General features: G+C 70.2%; 16 protein-coding genes. 8 read left to right on the top strand and 8 right to left on the bottom strand.

Annotation, left to right across the window (positions count from 1 at the left end; translation table 11 throughout):
* Window positions 1-5 precede the first annotated feature (5 nt).
* Both meaB and OG746_RS39195 read left to right on the top strand, forming a co-directional pair.
* Window positions 6-986: a methylmalonyl Co-A mutase-associated GTPase MeaB gene (gene meaB, locus OG746_RS39200; RefSeq protein ID WP_266723425.1), complete on the top strand. Its 981-nt coding sequence runs from the start codon at window positions 6-8 to the stop codon at window positions 984-986.
* 70 nt (window positions 987-1,056) lie between these two features.
* Window positions 1,057-1,641, top strand: a complete 585-nt coding sequence (locus OG746_RS39195; protein WP_266723423.1) for a histidine phosphatase family protein — start codon at window positions 1,057-1,059, stop codon at window positions 1,639-1,641.
* 8 nt (window positions 1,642-1,649) lie between these two features.
* Here OG746_RS39195 and OG746_RS39190 read toward each other — a convergent pair whose 3' ends face one another.
* Genes OG746_RS39190 through OG746_RS39180 form a run of 3 tightly spaced genes read right to left on the bottom strand, consistent with a single transcriptional unit; the run spans window position 1,650 to window position 4,831 of the window.
* Window positions 1,650-2,651 (bottom strand): TAXI family TRAP transporter solute-binding subunit, encoded by a 1,002-nt coding sequence (locus OG746_RS39190; RefSeq protein ID WP_266723421.1) that lies wholly within the window; start codon window positions 2,649-2,651, stop codon window positions 1,650-1,652.
* Complete coding sequence (locus tag OG746_RS39185; protein ID WP_266723419.1) at window positions 2,648-4,069, bottom strand: sensor histidine kinase; 1,422 nt, start codon at window positions 4,067-4,069, stop codon at window positions 2,648-2,650. The genes OG746_RS39190 and OG746_RS39185 overlap by 4 nt, the downstream gene beginning before the upstream one ends.
* A 12-nt stretch (window positions 4,070-4,081) precedes the next feature.
* Complete coding sequence (locus OG746_RS39180) at window positions 4,082-4,831, bottom strand: response regulator transcription factor (RefSeq protein WP_266723417.1); 750 nt, start codon at window positions 4,829-4,831, stop codon at window positions 4,082-4,084.
* Window positions 4,832-5,055: 224 nt separating this feature from the next.
* Between OG746_RS39180 and OG746_RS39175 the strand changes: the two genes are divergently transcribed.
* The 3 genes from OG746_RS39175 (at window position 5,056) to OG746_RS39165 (ending at window position 8,548) form a co-directional block, all read left to right on the top strand.
* Complete coding sequence (locus tag OG746_RS39175) at window positions 5,056-6,081, top strand: amidohydrolase family protein (protein ID WP_266723415.1); 1,026 nt, start codon at window positions 5,056-5,058, stop codon at window positions 6,079-6,081.
* A gap of 86 nt (window positions 6,082-6,167) precedes the next feature.
* Window positions 6,168-7,088 (top strand): amidohydrolase family protein, encoded by a 921-nt coding sequence (locus OG746_RS39170; protein WP_266723413.1) that lies wholly within the window; start codon window positions 6,168-6,170, stop codon window positions 7,086-7,088.
* A gap of 53 nt (window positions 7,089-7,141) precedes the next feature.
* Window positions 7,142-8,548 (top strand): MFS transporter, encoded by a 1,407-nt coding sequence (locus tag OG746_RS39165; RefSeq protein WP_266723411.1) that lies wholly within the window; start codon window positions 7,142-7,144, stop codon window positions 8,546-8,548.
* 56 nt (window positions 8,549-8,604) lie between these two features.
* Here OG746_RS39165 and OG746_RS39160 read toward each other — a convergent pair whose 3' ends face one another.
* Entirely contained in the window at window positions 8,605-9,093 is a 489-nt protein-coding gene (locus OG746_RS39160; RefSeq protein WP_266725696.1) for a MarR family winged helix-turn-helix transcriptional regulator, read from the bottom strand.
* 129 nt (window positions 9,094-9,222) lie between these two features.
* Here OG746_RS39160 and OG746_RS39155 point away from each other — a divergent pair, with 129 nt between their 5' ends.
* A complete protein-coding gene (locus tag OG746_RS39155) occupies window positions 9,223-10,851 on the top strand; it encodes a DHA2 family efflux MFS transporter permease subunit (RefSeq protein WP_266723409.1) in 1,629 nt (542 codons plus the stop codon).
* A 439-nt stretch (window positions 10,852-11,290) separates the two neighbouring features.
* Here the strand turns inward: OG746_RS39155 and OG746_RS39150 are convergent, their stop codons facing one another.
* Together OG746_RS39150 and OG746_RS39145 are read right to left on the bottom strand one after the other, a co-directional pair.
* Window positions 11,291-11,560: a hypothetical protein gene (locus OG746_RS39150; protein WP_266723407.1), complete on the bottom strand. Its 270-nt coding sequence runs from the start codon at window positions 11,558-11,560 to the stop codon at window positions 11,291-11,293.
* A 109-nt stretch (window positions 11,561-11,669) separates the two neighbouring features.
* Window positions 11,670-12,335 (bottom strand): O-methyltransferase, encoded by a 666-nt coding sequence (locus OG746_RS39145; RefSeq protein ID WP_266723406.1) that lies wholly within the window; start codon window positions 12,333-12,335, stop codon window positions 11,670-11,672.
* A gap of 110 nt (window positions 12,336-12,445) precedes the next feature.
* Between OG746_RS39145 and OG746_RS39140 the strand changes: the two genes are divergently transcribed.
* A complete protein-coding gene (locus tag OG746_RS39140) occupies window positions 12,446-13,015 on the top strand; it encodes a TetR/AcrR family transcriptional regulator (protein ID WP_266725694.1) in 570 nt (189 codons plus the stop codon).
* 120 nt (window positions 13,016-13,135) lie between these two features.
* Here the strand turns inward: OG746_RS39140 and OG746_RS39135 are convergent, their stop codons facing one another.
* The gene (locus OG746_RS39135) at window positions 13,136-13,291 is read right to left on the bottom strand and encodes a DUF6131 family protein (RefSeq protein WP_266723404.1); all 156 of its coding nucleotides are present in this window, start codon (window positions 13,289-13,291) and stop codon (window positions 13,136-13,138) included.
* A 298-nt stretch (window positions 13,292-13,589) separates the two neighbouring features.
* Between OG746_RS39135 and OG746_RS39130 the strand changes: the two genes are divergently transcribed.
* Complete coding sequence (locus OG746_RS39130) at window positions 13,590-14,432, top strand: DUF1206 domain-containing protein (RefSeq protein WP_266723402.1); 843 nt, start codon at window positions 13,590-13,592, stop codon at window positions 14,430-14,432.
* Between the two features lie 20 nt (window positions 14,433-14,452).
* Here OG746_RS39130 and OG746_RS39125 read toward each other — a convergent pair whose 3' ends face one another.
* Window positions 14,453-16,276 (bottom strand): alkyl/aryl-sulfatase, encoded by a 1,824-nt coding sequence (locus OG746_RS39125; RefSeq protein ID WP_266723400.1) that lies wholly within the window; start codon window positions 16,274-16,276, stop codon window positions 14,453-14,455.
* Window positions 16,277-16,415: the final 139 nt, after the last annotated feature.

Raw genomic sequence — 16,415 nt, 5'->3', positions numbered from 1 at the left:
GGAGGATGGCCATCGATCTCGACACGTACGTCAAGGGTGTCCTCGACGGGAAGCGGGCGGTCGTCGCCCGCGCGATCACCCTCGTCGAGTCCACCCGCCCCCAACACCGGGCGCTGGCACAGCAGTTGCTCACCCAGCTGCTGCCGCACAGCGGCCGGTCCCGGCGCATCGGGATCAGCGGGGTGCCGGGCGTCGGCAAGTCGACGTTCATCGACGCGTTCGGCACCATGCTGACCGGCCTCGGACACAAGGTGGCGGTGCTCGCCGTCGACCCGTCGTCCAGCCGGACGGGCGGTTCGATCCTCGGCGACAAGACGCGCATGGAGCGCCTCGCCGTCGACCCGGCGGCGTTCGTGCGCCCCTCCCCCACGGCGGGCACGCTCGGCGGTGTCGCGAAGGCGACGCGCGAGTCGATCGTCGTCATGGAGGCGGCGGGCCACGACGTGGTGCTCGTGGAGACCGTCGGCGTGGGCCAGTCGGAGACGGCCGTCGCCAACATGGTCGACACGTTCCTTCTCCTCACCCTGGCCCGCACCGGCGACCAGCTCCAGGGCATCAAGAAGGGCGTCCTGGAACTCGCCGACGTGATCAGCGTCAACAAGGCCGACGGCCCGCACGCGCGCGATGCGCAGGCCGCCGCGCGTGAACTGGCGGGCGCACTGCGGCTGATGCACGGCAGGGACGCGTTCTGGACGCCGCCGGTGCTCAGTTGCAGCGCCCGGGAGTCGAGCGGTCTCGACACGGTCTGGGACCGCCTGGAGCAGCACCGCACCCTCCTCGACTCGTCGGGCCGCCTCGCCGAGCGGCGCCGCGACCAGCAGGTCGACTGGACCTGGACGATGGTCCGCGACGACCTGCTGGGCCGCCTGCACGCCGACCCGGAAGTCCGCTCCCTGGCACCCGGGTTGGAGCAGCAGGTCCGCGAGGGCGCGCTCACCGCCACGCTGGCCGCGGAGCGCATCCTGGACGCGTTCCGCAACGGGTGATGCGACGAGTGATGCATCGAATGACGCACAGAGTGAGTACGCGCCCGCTGCACCTCCAAGGGAGTTCAAGGTGACCCGCCGCATCCTCTTCGTCTCGCCCGCCATGAACCCGTCCCTGCGCCGGGCACGCTTCGACGACAACACCCCGCTCGACGACTCCGGCCGGAACGCCGCGCGGGCCGCGGCCGGATCGCTGCCGCCCGCCGACTCCGTCGTGAGGTCCCCGAGCGCCCGATGCGAGGAGACCGCGCACGAGCTCGGGCTCGGCCCGGCGTCCTCGCCACCGGATGTGGCGGGCATGGCGATGGGGCCGTGGCGGGGCAGGACGCTGGAGGAGGTGGGCGCGGCCGAACCGGAGGCGCTGGCCCGCTGGCTCAGCGATCCGCACTTCGCGCCGGACGGCGGGGAGCCGGTGTCGTCCGTCTGCGCCCGCGTCGGGCGCTGGCTCGACGCGACGGCGGCGGACGAGCCCGGAAGCGGACGGGTGATCGCGATCGTGGAACCGGAGGTGGTGCGTGCCGCCGTGGTCCACGCGATGGGGGCGCCGCACACCACCTTCTGGCGCCTCGACGTCCCACCGCTGACCCTCACCGAACTCAGCGGCCGGTCGGGACGCTGGAACGTACGGCTGGGACGCCCACTCGGTCCGCACTGACCCCACGGTCAGCCGTGCAACGACCGGTACGCCGCGAGTGCCCCGGGGTGCAGGGCGACGCCTCCCGTACCGATCAGGCTGCGGACGTCGAGGAACTGGGTGCCCACCGCGTTGCCGGGGACGAGGTGTGTGGCGCGCCGGACCAGCAGGCGGGTGAGTGCGTCGGCCACGTCACGGTCGAGGTCGGGGCGGCACACCAGGAGGTTGGACACACCGATGGTGGCGACCCCGGCCGCAGCCCGGTACGCGTCCTGCGGCAGCGCCACCTGTTCAAGGCCCGAAGCCGCTCGTGCGTCCCGGCCGCCGAGCCGGGGCAGCAGCTCGGCGAGCGGCAGGAAGCGCAGGCCGGGCCGCTCGTCGAGGTCCTTGAGCGCGGGCAGGGGCACGCCGCCCGCCACGAGCAACCCGTCCACGGAACCGGCCGCCATGGCGCTCGCCGCGTCGTTCAACGGCAGATGGCGTACGCGCACGTCCGTCCTGGGGGACAGGCCCGCGGCGTGCAGCAGCCGTTCCCCGAACACGGCCGCCCCCGAGCCCGGGGCGCCCAGCGAGACGACGTGTCCGCGCAGGTCGGCCACGGTCCGCACGTCCGCGTCGGCGCGTACGGCGAACTGGAGGTACGTCTCGTAGACCCGGCCGATCGCGCGCAGCGGCACGGGCCGTGGGAACACGTCGGTGCCCGCGGCGTCCCGTGCGGTGGCGGTGAGGACGAGGGCGAGATCGGCGCGGCCGTCGCGCAGCCGCTCGATGTTGTCGACGCTGCCCGCGGTGGTGCGGACGCGGCATTGCAAGCCGGGGTGTGCCGCCGTGAGTTCATCGGCCAGGAGGTGCCCGAAGGCCTCGTAGAAGGCGGTCGGTTCCCCGGTCGCCAGGTGCAGCACCCCGCTGGGACCGCGGCCGATTCCGGAGACGTCGCCGGCGAGCGCGCCGCCGAGGGCGACGGCGCCCGCGGTGCCGAGCGCGGCGCGCAGGACCGTACGCCGATTCATCAGGACCGTACGCCGATTCATGGGGACACCTCCTGACCGGGCTCGGCGGCCTCTTCGGCGGCGCGTGGCACGACCGCTCGCGCGCGCAGCCCGCGAGGGCGCGCCGGGCCGAGTTCCAGGCGTCCGCCGCGCCCCGCGAGGAGCTGTTCCGCGATGGCGAGGCCGAGGCCCGTGCCCGTCGTGCCGGACTGCTTGCCCGAACGCCAGAACCGTTCCGTGGCACGGGTGAGTTCCTCGACGTCCAGGCCGGGGCCGTCGTCCGTCACCGTGAGGACCGCGTGCGGCCCCTCGACGGTGCAGCGCAGCGTGATCCCGGCGTCCTCGCCCGCGTATTTGATGGCGTTGTCGAGGAGGATGTCGGTGATCTGGGCGAGCTCGTGTTCCGTGCAGGCGACGAGAACGGGGGCGGCGGGACGCGTGGTGAGGTGTGCTCCGCGGCGGCGGGCGACCGGTTCCCACAGCCGGTGCTGCTCGGCCGCGACCGCCGCCGCGTCGCAGGGTGCGTACGGTCCGTCGCTCACGGTCAGTTCACCGGCCCGGTGTTCCGCCGTGGCGAGCGCCAGCATGTCGTCGAGCAGTGTCTCCAGGCGGTCGAGTTCGGTGGTGACTCCGGTGTACGTGCGGTCCGCCGCGGCGGGCAGGTGGGTGTGCAGCGCGTCCACGCGGAGCCTGAGCGCGGCCATGGGGTTGCGCATCTGGTGGGAGGTGTCGGCGACGAGCCTGCGCTGTTGCTCCAGGGCGGAGGTGACGGTGCTCGCCATCCGGTTGAATCCGGTGGCCAGTTGGCGCAGTTCGGGCGGACCGGAGGCGTGGGTGTGTTCCGGAGGCAGTCCCGCGGCGAGCTGGCCGACGGCGCGGTCGAGGCGGCGCAGCGGCCTGACCACCCAGCGGGTCACTGCGCGGGCGAGGGCCGTGCAGGCAAGGGCGACCACGGCCGCCGCGGCGAGGACGGCGGCCCAGCGCCAGGCGATGTCACCGGCAGCGGCCCGTACGGAGGCCCGCAGGACGATGGCGCCGGACACCTGGGTGCCGGTGCCCGCGGGCTCGGCGAACATCCTGTGCCCTCCCGACCAGGGCGTCAGCGAGGCCGTGGGATGCGCGGTCTGGTTGCGCAGGGCCGCGTCGATGAGGCGGGCCACGGCCGGGTCGGCGGCCCGCATCCCGCCGGTCTCCACCACGGGCTTGTGGCGCGCGTCGGTGACCACGAGCGCCTCCCCGTACAGCCGGGTGTAGCGCCGTGCCTCGGCGACCACCGCGGCGGTGTCCCCGGTGGTCGCCGCCTGGTCCGTCAGCGAGGCGAAGCGGTCGAGGTCGGAACTGCGGGCGAGCACCAGCTGCTGTGTGCGGTCGGATGCGGTGGACACCAGCAGCGGTACGGCGAACGCGGCCACGGCGAGCACCACGAACGCGAGGAGTGCCGCCTGGACCCGGTTGCGCACGTGCCCGCTCCCTCAGTCCGTGGGGCCGGACGCGGCGTTGTCACCGAAGTCCGTGGGGCCGGAGGCGGCGTCGTCACCGAAGTCCGTGGGCCCGGACGCGGCGTCGTCGCCGAAGCGGTAGCCGAAGCCGCGGATCGTCGTGAGCAGCTCGGGGCGGGACAGCTTGGCCCGCAGCTGGGTGAGGTGCACGTCGAGCGAGCGGGACACACCATGGTGGGCGTCGCCCCACACCTCGTCGAGGACCTGCTCGCGGCTCACGGCTGTTCCGGCACGCGCGGCGAGCACGGCGAGGATGTCGAACTCCTTGGTGGTCAGCTCCACGTCCGCCCCTCCTGCCCGGACCCGCCGCGCGTCGAGATCGACCTCGACGTCACCGGCCCGGATCCGGCTCGCCGCCGGGGCGCTCTTCGCGGCACTGCGCCGGGTGACGGCCTCGATCCGGGCGAGCAGTTCCGCGAGCCGTACCGGCTTCACCAGGTAGTCGTCCGCGCCGAGCCGCAGCCCGCGCACCACCGAACGCTCGTCGCCGCGCGCGGTCAGCACCACCACCGGCATGTCACTCACCGCACGCAGGGAACGCAGTACGTCGAGGCCGTCGATGTCGGGCAGGCCCAGGTCGAGGAGGAGCAGATCGGAGCTGCGGTGGTACGTCAGGACGTCCCTGCCGTGCGTGACCCGCCGGGTGACATGGCCGTGGTCATACAGCACCTCGAGGAGCGCCGCGGCCACTCCGTCGTCGTCCTCCGCAAGGAGTATCTGCACTGTCTCCCGCCTCCCATCAGCGGTGTCTGTGCGGATACCGCCCACGTCCGAATGTAGACCACGTACCTGAGCACACTCCGTGGCCGGTGTGCCGGAGCGGGTCGGCAGGCCCGGAATGTTAAGGGACGGTTAGGTCCGTGTGCGGGGCCGTCGCGGTGCCGCGCGGTCCGGAGTCAGGCTGCTGCCGTCGAAGACGACAGAGTCGGCCCCTAAGGACACAGCACATGATCATCGACTGCCACGGCCACTACACGACCGCACCGTCGGCGCTCGAATCCTGGCGCAAGCGGCAGATCGCCTCACTCACCGACGGCACGCCCTCCCCTGCGCGGGCAGAGCTGCGGATCAGCGACGACGAGCTGCGCGAGAGCATCGAACCGAACCAGCTGCGTCTCATGGACGAACGCGGCATCGACCTGACGGTCTTCTCGCCGCGCGCCTCGTTCATGGCACACCACATCGGTGACTTCGACACCTCGGCGGCCTGGGCGTCGATCTGCAACGACCTGTGCCACCGCGTCGCACAGCTCTACCCCGAGCGCTTCGCCCCCGCCGCGATGCTCCCCCAGTCCCCCGGCGTCGACCCGGCCACCTGCATCCCCGAACTCACCCGCTGCGTCGAGGAATTGGGCGCGGTCGCGCTCAACCTCAACCCCGATCCGTCCGGCGGCCACTGGACCGCGCCACCGCTCACCGACCGCTCGTGGTACCCCGTCTACGAGAAGATGGTCGAGTACGACATCCCGGCGATGGTCCATGTCAGTACGAGCGTCAACCCGGCCTTCCACACCACGGGCGCCCACTACCTCAACGCCGACACCACCGCGTTTATGCAGCTCGTGCAGGGCGATCTGTTCGCCGACTTCCCGACCCTGCGCCTGGTCGTCCCGCACGGCGGCGGCGCCGTCCCGTACCACTGGGGCCGGTTCCGCGGACTGGCGATGGCACTCGGCAAGCCGCCGCTGGAGGAGCACGTCCTCGGCAACGTCTTCTTCGACACCTGCGTCTACCACCAGCCGGGCTCCGACCTCCTCTTCGACGTCATTCCGTCGCGGAACATCATCTTCGCCTCCGAGATGATCGGCGCCGTCCGCGACATCGACCCGTGCACCGGCCACCACTTCGACGACACACGTCGGTACACCGAGGCGGCCGGACTGCCCACGGACGACCTCGCGGCGATCCAGGAGCACAACGCCCGTGCCGTGTACCCCCGGCTCGACGCGCTGCTGAAGCGCCAGGGCCGCTGAGGCGCCGGACCCACGGAGGCGCCGGCCCCACTGAGGCGCCCACGACACGTCACCCGACACCCCCACCTCGTACGGAGAGCAGAGCAGTGCACACCCTTGCCCCCAAGACCCCCGGATGGCTCGACTGGTACGAGGGACCGTCCGAGCCGACGTTCCGGCTGCCGGCCGGAGCCGTCGACACCCACTGTCATGTCTTCGGCCCGCAGGCCGAGTTCCCCTTCGCGCCGCAGCGCAAGTACACGCCCTGCGACGGCGGCAAGGACCAACTGTTCGCGCTCCGCGACCACTTGGGCCTTGCCCGCAATGTGATCGTGCAGGCCACCTGCCACGGCGCGGACAACTCCGCCATGGTCGACGCCGTCCGTTCCGCGGGCGGCAGGGCGCGGGGCATCGCCACCGTCCGCCCGGACATCAGCGACGCCGAGCTGCGCGAGCTGGACGCGGCGGGCGTGCGCGGGGTCCGCTTCAACTTCGTACGACGCCTGGTGGACACCTCGCCCAAGGACGCGCTGCACACCATCGCCCGGAAGATCGCACCGCTCGGCTGGCACATCGTCCTGTACTTCGAGAGCGCCGATCTGCCCGAACTGGAGGCGTTCTTCGCCTCGTTGCCCGCTCCGCTGGTCATCGACCACATGGGACGACCGGACGTGAGCCGGCCCGTGGACGGCCCCGAGTTCACTCGCTTCCTGCGCTTCGTGGAGCACAACGACGTCTGGGTGAAGGTGACATGCCCCGAGCGCCTCAGCGTCACCGGGCCCGCCGCCCTCGACGGCGAACAGCACGCCTACACCGACGTCGTCCCCTTCGGCCGCCGCGTCGTCGAGACCTTCCCCGACCGGGTGCTGTGGGGCACCGACTGGCCCCACCCCAACCTCACCGACCACATGCCCGACGACGGGCTCCTGGTCGACCACGTACGGCACATCGCCGTCACCGAGGAGCAGCGGCACAAGCTCCTCGTCGCCAACCCGATGCGCCTGTACTGGCCCGGCGAGGACGTCTGAACCCGAAGCCCCCCTCCACCCCCTCCCCCAGGCCCACCTGACAAAGGCGTCACATGTCCCCATCCACCTACGCCCACCAGCCCAGCCACTCCAACGCGCTGAACAGGCTCAACCGGCTCCCCATATCCCGCTTCCACAAGCTCACCCTGCTCGCGATCGCCTTCGCGTACTTCTTCGAGTTCGCGGACATCAACAGCTTCGCCACCACGGCACCGAAACTCGTCGACCTGTGGGGTATCTCGGTCGACCAGGTCGCTTACGTGACCTCGCTGTCCTTCGTCGGCATGTTCATCGGCTCGATCGTCGGCGGCGCCATCGCCGACCGGTGGGGGCGCAAGCGGGCGCTGCTGCAGACGACGCTCTTCTTCGCCGTCTTCTCGTTCGCCTCGGTGTTCTCCTGGGACCTGGTGTCCCTCGGTGTCTTCCGCGTGCTGACCTCGGCGGGCCTGTCCGCGATGACCGTCGTGGCCGTCGTCTACGTCAGCGAGATGTATCCGGCCGCGGTCCGCGGCAAGTACCAGGCGTACGCCATCGTCATCGGCATCTGCGGCACCCCGGTCACCAACCTCATCGCCAGCCTCGTCGTCCCCCTCAGCGACTGGTCGTGGCGCCTGGTCTACCTGTGGGGCTCCCTGGGCATCCTGCTCGTCCTGTTCACCCGGCACCTCAAGGAGTCGCCGCGCTGGCACGAGAGCCGGGGCGACCACGCCGCGGCCGACGCGGTGCTCCGGGAGATCGAGGCGCACGTCGCCGCGGAGAAGGGCCCGCTCCCCGAGCCCGCGCCGCCGGTCGACGAAGTCCCGGCACAGAAAGCCCCGTTGAAGCTGCTCCTGCAGAAGAAGTACCTGCTTCCGACGCTTCTCCTCACGGTCCTGTGGGTGACGCAGACCATCGGCTTCTTCGGCTATTCGAGCTGGGCGCCGACCCTGCTGGCCAAGGAGGGCCTCAGCGTCGAGAAGTCCGTCTTCTACGTGGCACTCACCACGGTCGGCGCACCGCTCGGCTCGTACCTGGCATCGCTCGTCACGGACCGCTTCGAGCGCAAGTGGTCGCTGACGGTGTTCGGCACGGTCATCGCGATCTGCGGACTGCTGTACGGGCTCACGTTCAGCCCGGTCTTCATCGTCGTGTTCGGCTTCCTGGTGAACTTCTTCGAGCGCGGCTACACGGCGCTGGCGTACGCCTACTCCCCCGAACTCTTCGACACCCGCGGCCGCTCCCTGGGCACGAGCGTCTCCTACGGCCTCGGCCGCCTGTCGAACGCCGCGGGCCCGCTGATCGTCGCGTCCCTGTACACCAACCACGGCTACCGCACGGTCTTCTATTTCATCGCCGGTACGTGGATGGTCGGCGCCGTCGTCCTGGCACTCTTCGGTCCCCGCACACGCCGGGCCCGCCTCGCCGCGACCAAGGCACCTGCGGAGGTTGCCGACGTGGGGGCGCCGGGCCGCGCCGACTGATTCGGGAGCAGTACGACACGACGTACATCCCCCGACGGGCTGCGGCCACGTATCCGTTACACGTCCTGGTTCACCCGCGTGAGGTGAGTGTCCATGGCCGCACACATCTCCCCCAGCAACTCTCCGAACTGCTCAAGAAGTTCGGGCGGATAGCGGCCGATGATGGCGTCCATAGGCGCCGCCAAGGGACGGAAGAATTCGTCGGCGCGCTCTTGGATGTGCTGGCTGCTGCGCAGGGTGACCACGCGGCGGTCGCTGTGTTCGCGGCTGCGGACGATGTGTCCGGCGTCCTCGAGGCGGTTGAGGAGGGAGGTCGTCGCCCCGGACGACAGCAGGATGCGTTTGCTCAGGCGGGCCGGGGAGATCGGGGCGCCGCGCTCCTCGGCCGCGATGATCTCCAAGAGCGCGGCCGCGTCCGTGGAGTACAGGCCGAGATGCGCGGCGAAGCTGCGGCTGAGTTCCGCGTAGTGGCCGCCATAGACCCTCAGGGCTTCCACCAGCAGCTCGCGCCGCTCCGCCACCTCATCGAGCGCCGACTCCTCCATCACGAACGGGCCGTCCTTCCCCTGCGTCTGCGTCACCATCGCCGGACCTGCACTCGCAGATCACCTTTGACAATCTACCCACACCTTAATACCTTCATCGTGGAATGACTTCGCCATGGAGGTATTGGGATGCGGGACTCGACAGCCACCAGGCGGTGGCTCGGACTGATCGCCATCGCCCTGGGCGTGGCGCTGATCGTCGTGGACACGACGATCGTCAACGTGATCACGCCATCGGTCGTCGAGGACCTGGGCGTCAACTCCTCGCAGGCGCAGTGGATCCAGGAGTCGTACGCGATCGTCTTCGCCGCGCTGCTGCTGCTCACCGGCCGACTGTCCGACATGCTCGGCGCCCGCCAGGTCTTCACCTGGGGTGTCGTGGTCTTCGGCGCCACCAGCGTGCTCGCCGGTCTTGCGCCGAACGGCGGCCTGCTGATCCTGGCCCGCTTCCTGCAGGGCGCGGGTGCGGCGATGATCCTGCCGACCTCGCTGGCGTTGCTGAAGGCCAACTTCACCGGAAAGGCCCGCGGTCAGGCCTTCGCGGTCTGGGGCTCGACCATCGGCGCGGCCGCCGCGCTCGGTCCGCTGCTCGGCGGCTGGCTGTCCGAGCACGTCTCGTGGCGCTGGGCGTTCGGTATCAACGTGCCGTTGTCCGTGCTCGTCGCGTGCGGTGTGGTGCGCTACATGGCTCGCTCGCCCCGGGCCAAGGGGCGTATCGACGCGCCCGGCGCCGTGCTGTCCGTCGTCGGGCTCGGGCTGCTCGCCTTCGGGCTCGTCGAGGGCCGCGTCTACGGCTGGGTCGCCACCGTCCACCCGCTCGACGTTCTCGGCTTCACCTGGGGCAGCGGGCCCTCGCCCGTTCTGGTCGCACTGGCCCTCGCCGCCCTCACGCTGGTCCTGTTCGTGCGCCGCCAGTCGAAACTGGCCCGCGGCGACGACGCCTCCATGGCGATGATGGACGTACGACTCTTCTCCATCGCCTCGTTCCGGGGCGGCAACATCGCCACCCTGATCATCGGCGTCGGGGAGTTCGGCATCGTCGCGGTGCTCCCGCTGTGGCTGCAGTTCACCCTCGGCTACAGCGCGCTGCAGGCCGGGCTCGCCCTGGTGCCGGTGGCCCTCGGAAGCTTCGTCGCCAGCGGGGCCAGTTTCGGGATGGCCGCCAAGGTCTCTCCGCTGATCCAGCTGCGCATCGGCCTCGCACTCGAAGTCGTCGGCCTGGCCGGCGTCGCCCTGGTGGCCGCCCCGAACACCTCCTGGTGGGCCATCTCGGCGATGCTCTTCCTGTACGGCATCGGCGTCGGCTTCGCCACGGCCCAGGTCACCAACGTCGTCCTCGCCGACATCCCCGACGGCAGCAGCGGTCAGGGCTCCGGCATTCAGAGCGCGTTCCGTCAGCTCGGCTCCGCCCTCGGCATCGCCGCGCTCACCACGGTGTTCTTCACGACACTCAGTTCCAAGCTGCACGACAGCCTGGTCTCTTCCGGCCTGCCCGGGGCCGCCGCCGACAAGTTCAGCCACGCCGTCACCGACAGCGCGGGAGCCGCGATCGGCCCGCTGGCCGGGGACCCGCAGACGGCCTCGGTCGCCGACGCGGCCCGCTCGGCGATGTCCGACGGTGTCGCCATCGGCGGCTGCATCGCGGCAGGGTTCGTCGTTCTGGGCCTGCTCGCCTCGCTGCTCATCCCCGCCATGCCGCCACAGGCGCCGGACGGGACCGAGACGGCCGACGCCGACACGGAACCGGCCCTGCCGTGACAGGCAGCGCTGCAGGGCGAGGCGTTCGTCTCGCACACCCGACCCCCGGCATGCCCTCAACCAGAAGGGGCACTCGTCGGGTTGGAACAGCCGCCACCGGTCATGGCGATCGATGGCGGCCGTCGAGCGCGAGGACGGACAGCTCCCCCACCGTCTCCTCGCGCGGGTGCCCTCTGCGACAGCGGGGAGCGGGAGTACCCCGCTCGTATTCGCGCAGACGGGCGGGGTTGCTGGGTCCGCGCCGAGTTGGTTTGGCGCGGCTCCAGCGGGCCCGGACGGACTGGCGTCGACATGGGAGGCAGAGCCGCATCGCCGCCCGCGCGGCTCCGGCCATCCATCCGCTCCCCCGGGGTTACGCACGAGTAAGTCCGTGCCAGAATAGGACCGGAGCCCCGCGATGCATCCCCCGTCGTCGCGGGGCTCCCACCTGCGTACGCCTCTACGGCTGCAGTGGGGGTGGCGTGAACGCCGCGCCTTTGGGGCTCAGCCCCTGGTTCCCCGAAGAGGCGACAGCTTCGTCGAATTCCTTGCGGCTGATCATGCCGAGGGTCAGCTTGCGGCGGAGTTCGTCCAGGGTGTTGTTGACGCTCTGGCGTCTGGCCGCTTCGGCGCTGCGGCGCCCCTCGGCTCCGGCCCGACGACGTGACTCACGCTTGCGTTGAGCAAGCTTTTCATCTGCGTGCCGAGCCAACATCGCGGCGCCGGTCATGAAAAAGTTCGCCATTTCGCGAGGCCCCCGTCTTCGGCGTCCTGGACGGCCTCAGTCTCGTGGAGTCCACCGCCGGACGAAAGAGCCCACTCCCCCTCCCCCATTTCACCTACAAGCGACAGCTGATCTCCAAGCCGTCCTCCACAGGGAAGGTGACACTGTGGTAGCCGTTGGCGGTGTCGCGAATGTGGTCCAAGTAGGGGCCGAGGTCGGGCAGTTCGACGTCGTCGGCGACGACGAGGGTTCCCGGGGCGAGATGCGGCTCGAGGAGTTGCAGCACGGGCAGGCACAGGTCCTTCCACCCATCCAGGAACAGGAAATCGACCGGCTTTTGCAGTCCGGCGAGCGTTTCCAGGGCGTCGCCCTCGAGCACGGTGATCACGTCGTCAAGGCCGGTGGCGGTAAAGGTGTCCCGGGCAGCCGCCGCCTTGGTGTGATTCATCTCAGTGGTGATGACCTGGCCGGCCCCGTTGTCGCGGACGGCCGCGGCCAGGTGCACCGTGGAGATCCCGTACGAGGTCCCGAACTCGACGACCGTGGCCGGCCTGGCGGCTCGTACCAGGTTGTAGAGCAGCTTGCCGCCCTCTGCGGAGACCGGCATGTAGACGTCCTGTGCGACGTCGGCGAGTTGCTGGGCCGTCAGCTTGTCCCGCTCGGCGAACTGCTGGGCCCCGAGAGGTCCCGCGGCCTGTTCGTCGCGCGCTGCGGCCTCGAACATCCGGTCCAGGGCCGCGGCGACACGTGGTTCGGCAAGGGTGCAGGGCGATGCGGTCATGGGTCGCTCCTTGAGTGGTGGGGCCAGTCACGACGTTCACATTTACGAGACACCGTGCACCGCAAAGTAGCACATGCGGTGCACAGTGTCTCGTTTATAGTGAGGGCATGATGGATGGCAGCGGCCGTGGACGACCGCGCAGTGAGAGCGCACGGACCGCCGTGCTGCACGCCGTTGACGACCTCTTGGTCGAAGTCGGCTATGCGGCGCTGACGATGAAGGGCATCGCGGAGCGGGCAGGTGTGGGCCGGCAGACCGTGTACCGCTGGTGGTCGAACAAGGCAGAGGTCCTGTACGAGGCGAGCGTGCTCGACGCCCAGCAAGAACTGGCGGTGCCTCGCAGCGGTGACGCCCGCAAGGACGTGGAGACCTACCTCGACGCCCTCGTCGCCTTCCTGGCGCACTCGCACGCTGGAGCGGCCTACCGGGCCCTCATCGGGGAGGCCCAGCACGATCCGGACGTCGCGCTTCTACTGGCCTCCCGGGACATCCTCGGAGAGAGCGCCGCGGCGACAGTGGAAACTGCTCGCACCGCCGGCAACACCGCCCTGTCCGCGGAACAGGCGACCGCGCTCCTGATCGGGCCACCCTTCTTCCGCATCCTCACCGGGCACGACGCGAGCGGCATCGACACCAAGGCGCTTGCGGACCAGTTCATGCAAGTCCTGCGTTCACCCTGACTGCGGGTGTACAGAGCCGGGTGAGAAGTTCAACTCGCGTCGAGCGATGCGCACTTGAGCGCAACGGCACGGCGGGCGCAAAGGGCGCGCCCGCCGTGCCACAACCACACAGGGTGCAACTCAGAAGTAGTGCTTGCGCCCGCCGACCGCGCGGCCCGTCGAACCGGCGATCCACAGAACCGCGCCGACCACGACGAGCACACTGCCGACGATCGTAAGCAGCGAAATACCGACCAGCAGGCCGATGATGAGCAAGATGGCGCCGAGGACAATCATTTTCGGGTTCCGATCTCAAAGGCTCTTCGGTGCGTACGGATCCTCGTCCTGCCGGACCCGCCTCACCCGGTACCTGCCCGTCCGTGTGTCCCGGGCCGGGGTGGCATACCAGCCGACCGCGCGTTCAGCGGCCGCTGGATTCCTCGTGCCCGCTCCGAGTGCCCCGCCATCCGTCGTTCATGCGTCAACGGGCCACGAACCGCGGCCCGTTGCCGTGAATCGGGTAACGCTCGTCCCGCGACCTCACTGCTGTTCGGCCAGATGCTTCGCCTCCCGTTCCCGGGGCATTCGGTGGGACATGGCCACTCGATGGGCACCAGCACACGGACGCGGTCACGCGCGTCGCGCAGCGAACAGCAACGCGGTCGCGGCAGGAGCCCGTGCGGGCTTCGTCGCTCGGGGAGTCCTCTACGTCCTGATCGGCGTCCTGGCCCTGCGGATCGCCTTCTCCGACAGCGAAGGTCAGCAGGCGGACCGGGGCGGCGCGGTAACCGAGATCGCCCAGAAGCCTTTCGGCACCGCCCTGTTGTGGCTTCTCGGCATCGCCCTGGCGGGGATGGCGCTGTGGCGGCTGACCGAGGCGGCGTTCGGGCAGGCGGGACCTGACGGCCGTAAGGCGAGCAAGCGGGCGATGTCCGGGGCCCGTTGCGTGTTCTACGGATTCGTCTCGTACTCCGTGCTCAGCTACGCGGCCGGGAGCAAGGGCAGCGGCAGTGGCAGCTCGGACAAGGACTCGCAGGATGTCACGGCCAAGGCGCTGGACTGGCCCGGCGGCACGTGGATCGTGGGGGTCGCCGGTGCCGCGCTGGCCGTGGCCGGCCTGTGGCTCGCCGTCAGGGCCCTTCTGCGTAAGTTCCACAAGCATCTGAGGATGTCCGAGATGTCGAAGCGGCCCCGACAGGCGGTCGATGTGACCGGGGTCTTCGGCGGCACGGCACGGGGCGCGGTCTTCTGTGTCGCCGGCGCCTTCGCCATCGTCGCGGCCGTCCGCCACGAGCCCGGCAAGGCCAAGGGCATGGACGACACCCTGCGCGCCTTCACCGATACTCCCGTCGGGCCCTGGCTGCTGGCGTTGATCGCGCTCGGCCTCATGGCCTTCGGCGCGTTCTCCTGGGCGAACGCCCGCTGGCGCAAGGTCTGATCCAGGGCCCGTCGTTTGGATCAGGGCGTGACGATCGGGAACGCCTTGTCGGGTTCGGTGACGTACGAGAAGAGGGTGGCGAGGGCCTTCGGGTCGCCGTCCACGCTCACGCCGTCGAGGCCCTTTCCGGCGAGGATGCCCAGGAGTTGGGGCTTGGTGAGGGTGAGGGTCAGGTCCGCGGAGGGCTTGGCGGCGGCCGTCGTGCGGTGGGTGAGGGCGCCGTTGTGGAGGGTGAGGCGGTGCCGGGTGTTCTCGTCGGTCAGGACGAGGTCGACGGTGAGGTTCTCGTCCCAGGCGCGGGGGCCGTCGATGCGGATGGCGATGGAGTCCAGGAGCATGTCCGTGGTCAGCGCCATCGCCATCTCGGGGTTGGTGGTGTCGATGGCGATGGGGTTCACGCCGTGGCGCAGTTCCATCGCGGAGGTCAGGAAGAAGTTGCGCCAGGTGCCGTTCTCCGCGCCGTGGCCGAGCTTCTCGTAGACCTGGGCGAGGAGTTCCTTGGCGTCCTCGCGGGACGGCTCGGCGAAGACGATGTGATTGAGGAGGGTGGCGGCGAAGCGCAGGTCTCCCGCGTCGACGTAGCCGTGGGCCTTGGACAACGCCTCGTCGGCTCCGCCCGCCAACTCCACGTATCGCTGGGCCAGTTGGGCCGGGGGGTGCTCCCAGAGGTGGGCGATGTTGCCGTCGAACCAGCCGAGGTAGCGCTGGTAGATCGCCTTGACGTTGTGGGAGAGGGAGCCGTAGTAGCCGCGCGCGTGCCAGGAGTTCTCCAGGGCCGGCGGCAGCTGGATCTCCTCGGCGATCTCCGGGGCGGTCAGGCCGTTGTTCAGCATGCGCAGCGTCTGGTCGTGCATGTACGCGTACAGGTCGCGCTGGGTGGCGAGGAACTGGACGACGTTGTCGTGGCCCCAGGTCGGCCAGTGGTGCGAGGCGAACGCGACATCGTAGGCGTCGGCGAAGTACTCGATGGCCTCGTCGAGGTACTGGGACCAGACACGGGCGTCGCGGACGACGGCACCGCGCAGGGTCAGGATGTTGTGCATGTTGTGCGTGGCGTTCTCGGCCAGGCACAGGGCCCGCTTCTCGGGGAAGAGGAAGTTCATCTCGGCCGGTGCCTCGGTGCCCGGGGTGAGCTGGAAGACGATGCGGACACCGTCGATCGTCTCCTCCTGCCCGGTGTGCGTGATGTCCAGGGTCGGCGGGATGAGGCTGATCGTGCCGTTCGAGGTGGTCATGCCGAGGCCGGCGCTGATCTGGCCCTCGGGCGACTTCGGCAGCCGGTCGCCGTACATGAAGATCGCGCGGCGGGTCATGGCGTTGCCCGCGTACACGTTCTCGCTGACCGCGTGCTCCAGGAAACCGGCCGGGGCGAGGATCGGCACGTCCTGCTCGGTGCCACGCGGCAGGACGCCGCGCGAGCCGCCGAAGTGGTCGCCGTGCGAGTGCGTGTAGATGAGGCCGGTGACCGGGCGTTCGCCGCGGTGCTGCCGGTACAGGGCGAGGCCCGCGGTGGCCGTCTCCACGCTCAGCAGCGGGTCGACGACGATGACACCGCGCTCGCCCTCGACGAGCGTCATGTTCGACAGGTCCAGGCCGCGGATCTGGTAGACGCCCTCGGTGACCTCGTACAGTCCCTGGCGGGCGCAGAGCTGGGCCTGGCGCCACAGGCTGGGGTGCGCGGTGTCGGGGCAGTCGGCCTTGAGGAAGGCGTACGCGTCGTTGTCGTAGACGACCTGTCCGTCGGCGCCCTTCACGACCGCGGGGACGAGGGCGTCGATGAACCCCCGGTCCGCGTTCTCGAAGTCGGTGGTGTCGTCGAAGGGCAGGTCGGCGGCGTCGGTCATCTGGCGCTCCGTTTCACGGATCGGGTCCGGCCGGCGCGTGGCGGCGCCGGTCCGTCTCAGCATCGGGTGGGTCGGGGGTGATCGCATGTCGGGCGGGAGCCGTTCAGTTCAGGAAGGCTCAGGGCTGCCCGTTACGACT

The sequence above is a fragment of the Streptomyces sp. NBC_01016 genome, assembly GCF_026341035.1.
Taxonomy (GTDB): Bacteria; Actinomycetota; Actinomycetes; order Streptomycetales; family Streptomycetaceae; genus Streptomyces.
Note: the sequence above shows the minus strand (reverse complement) of the source record. Positions and strands in the feature narration are given on the sequence as shown.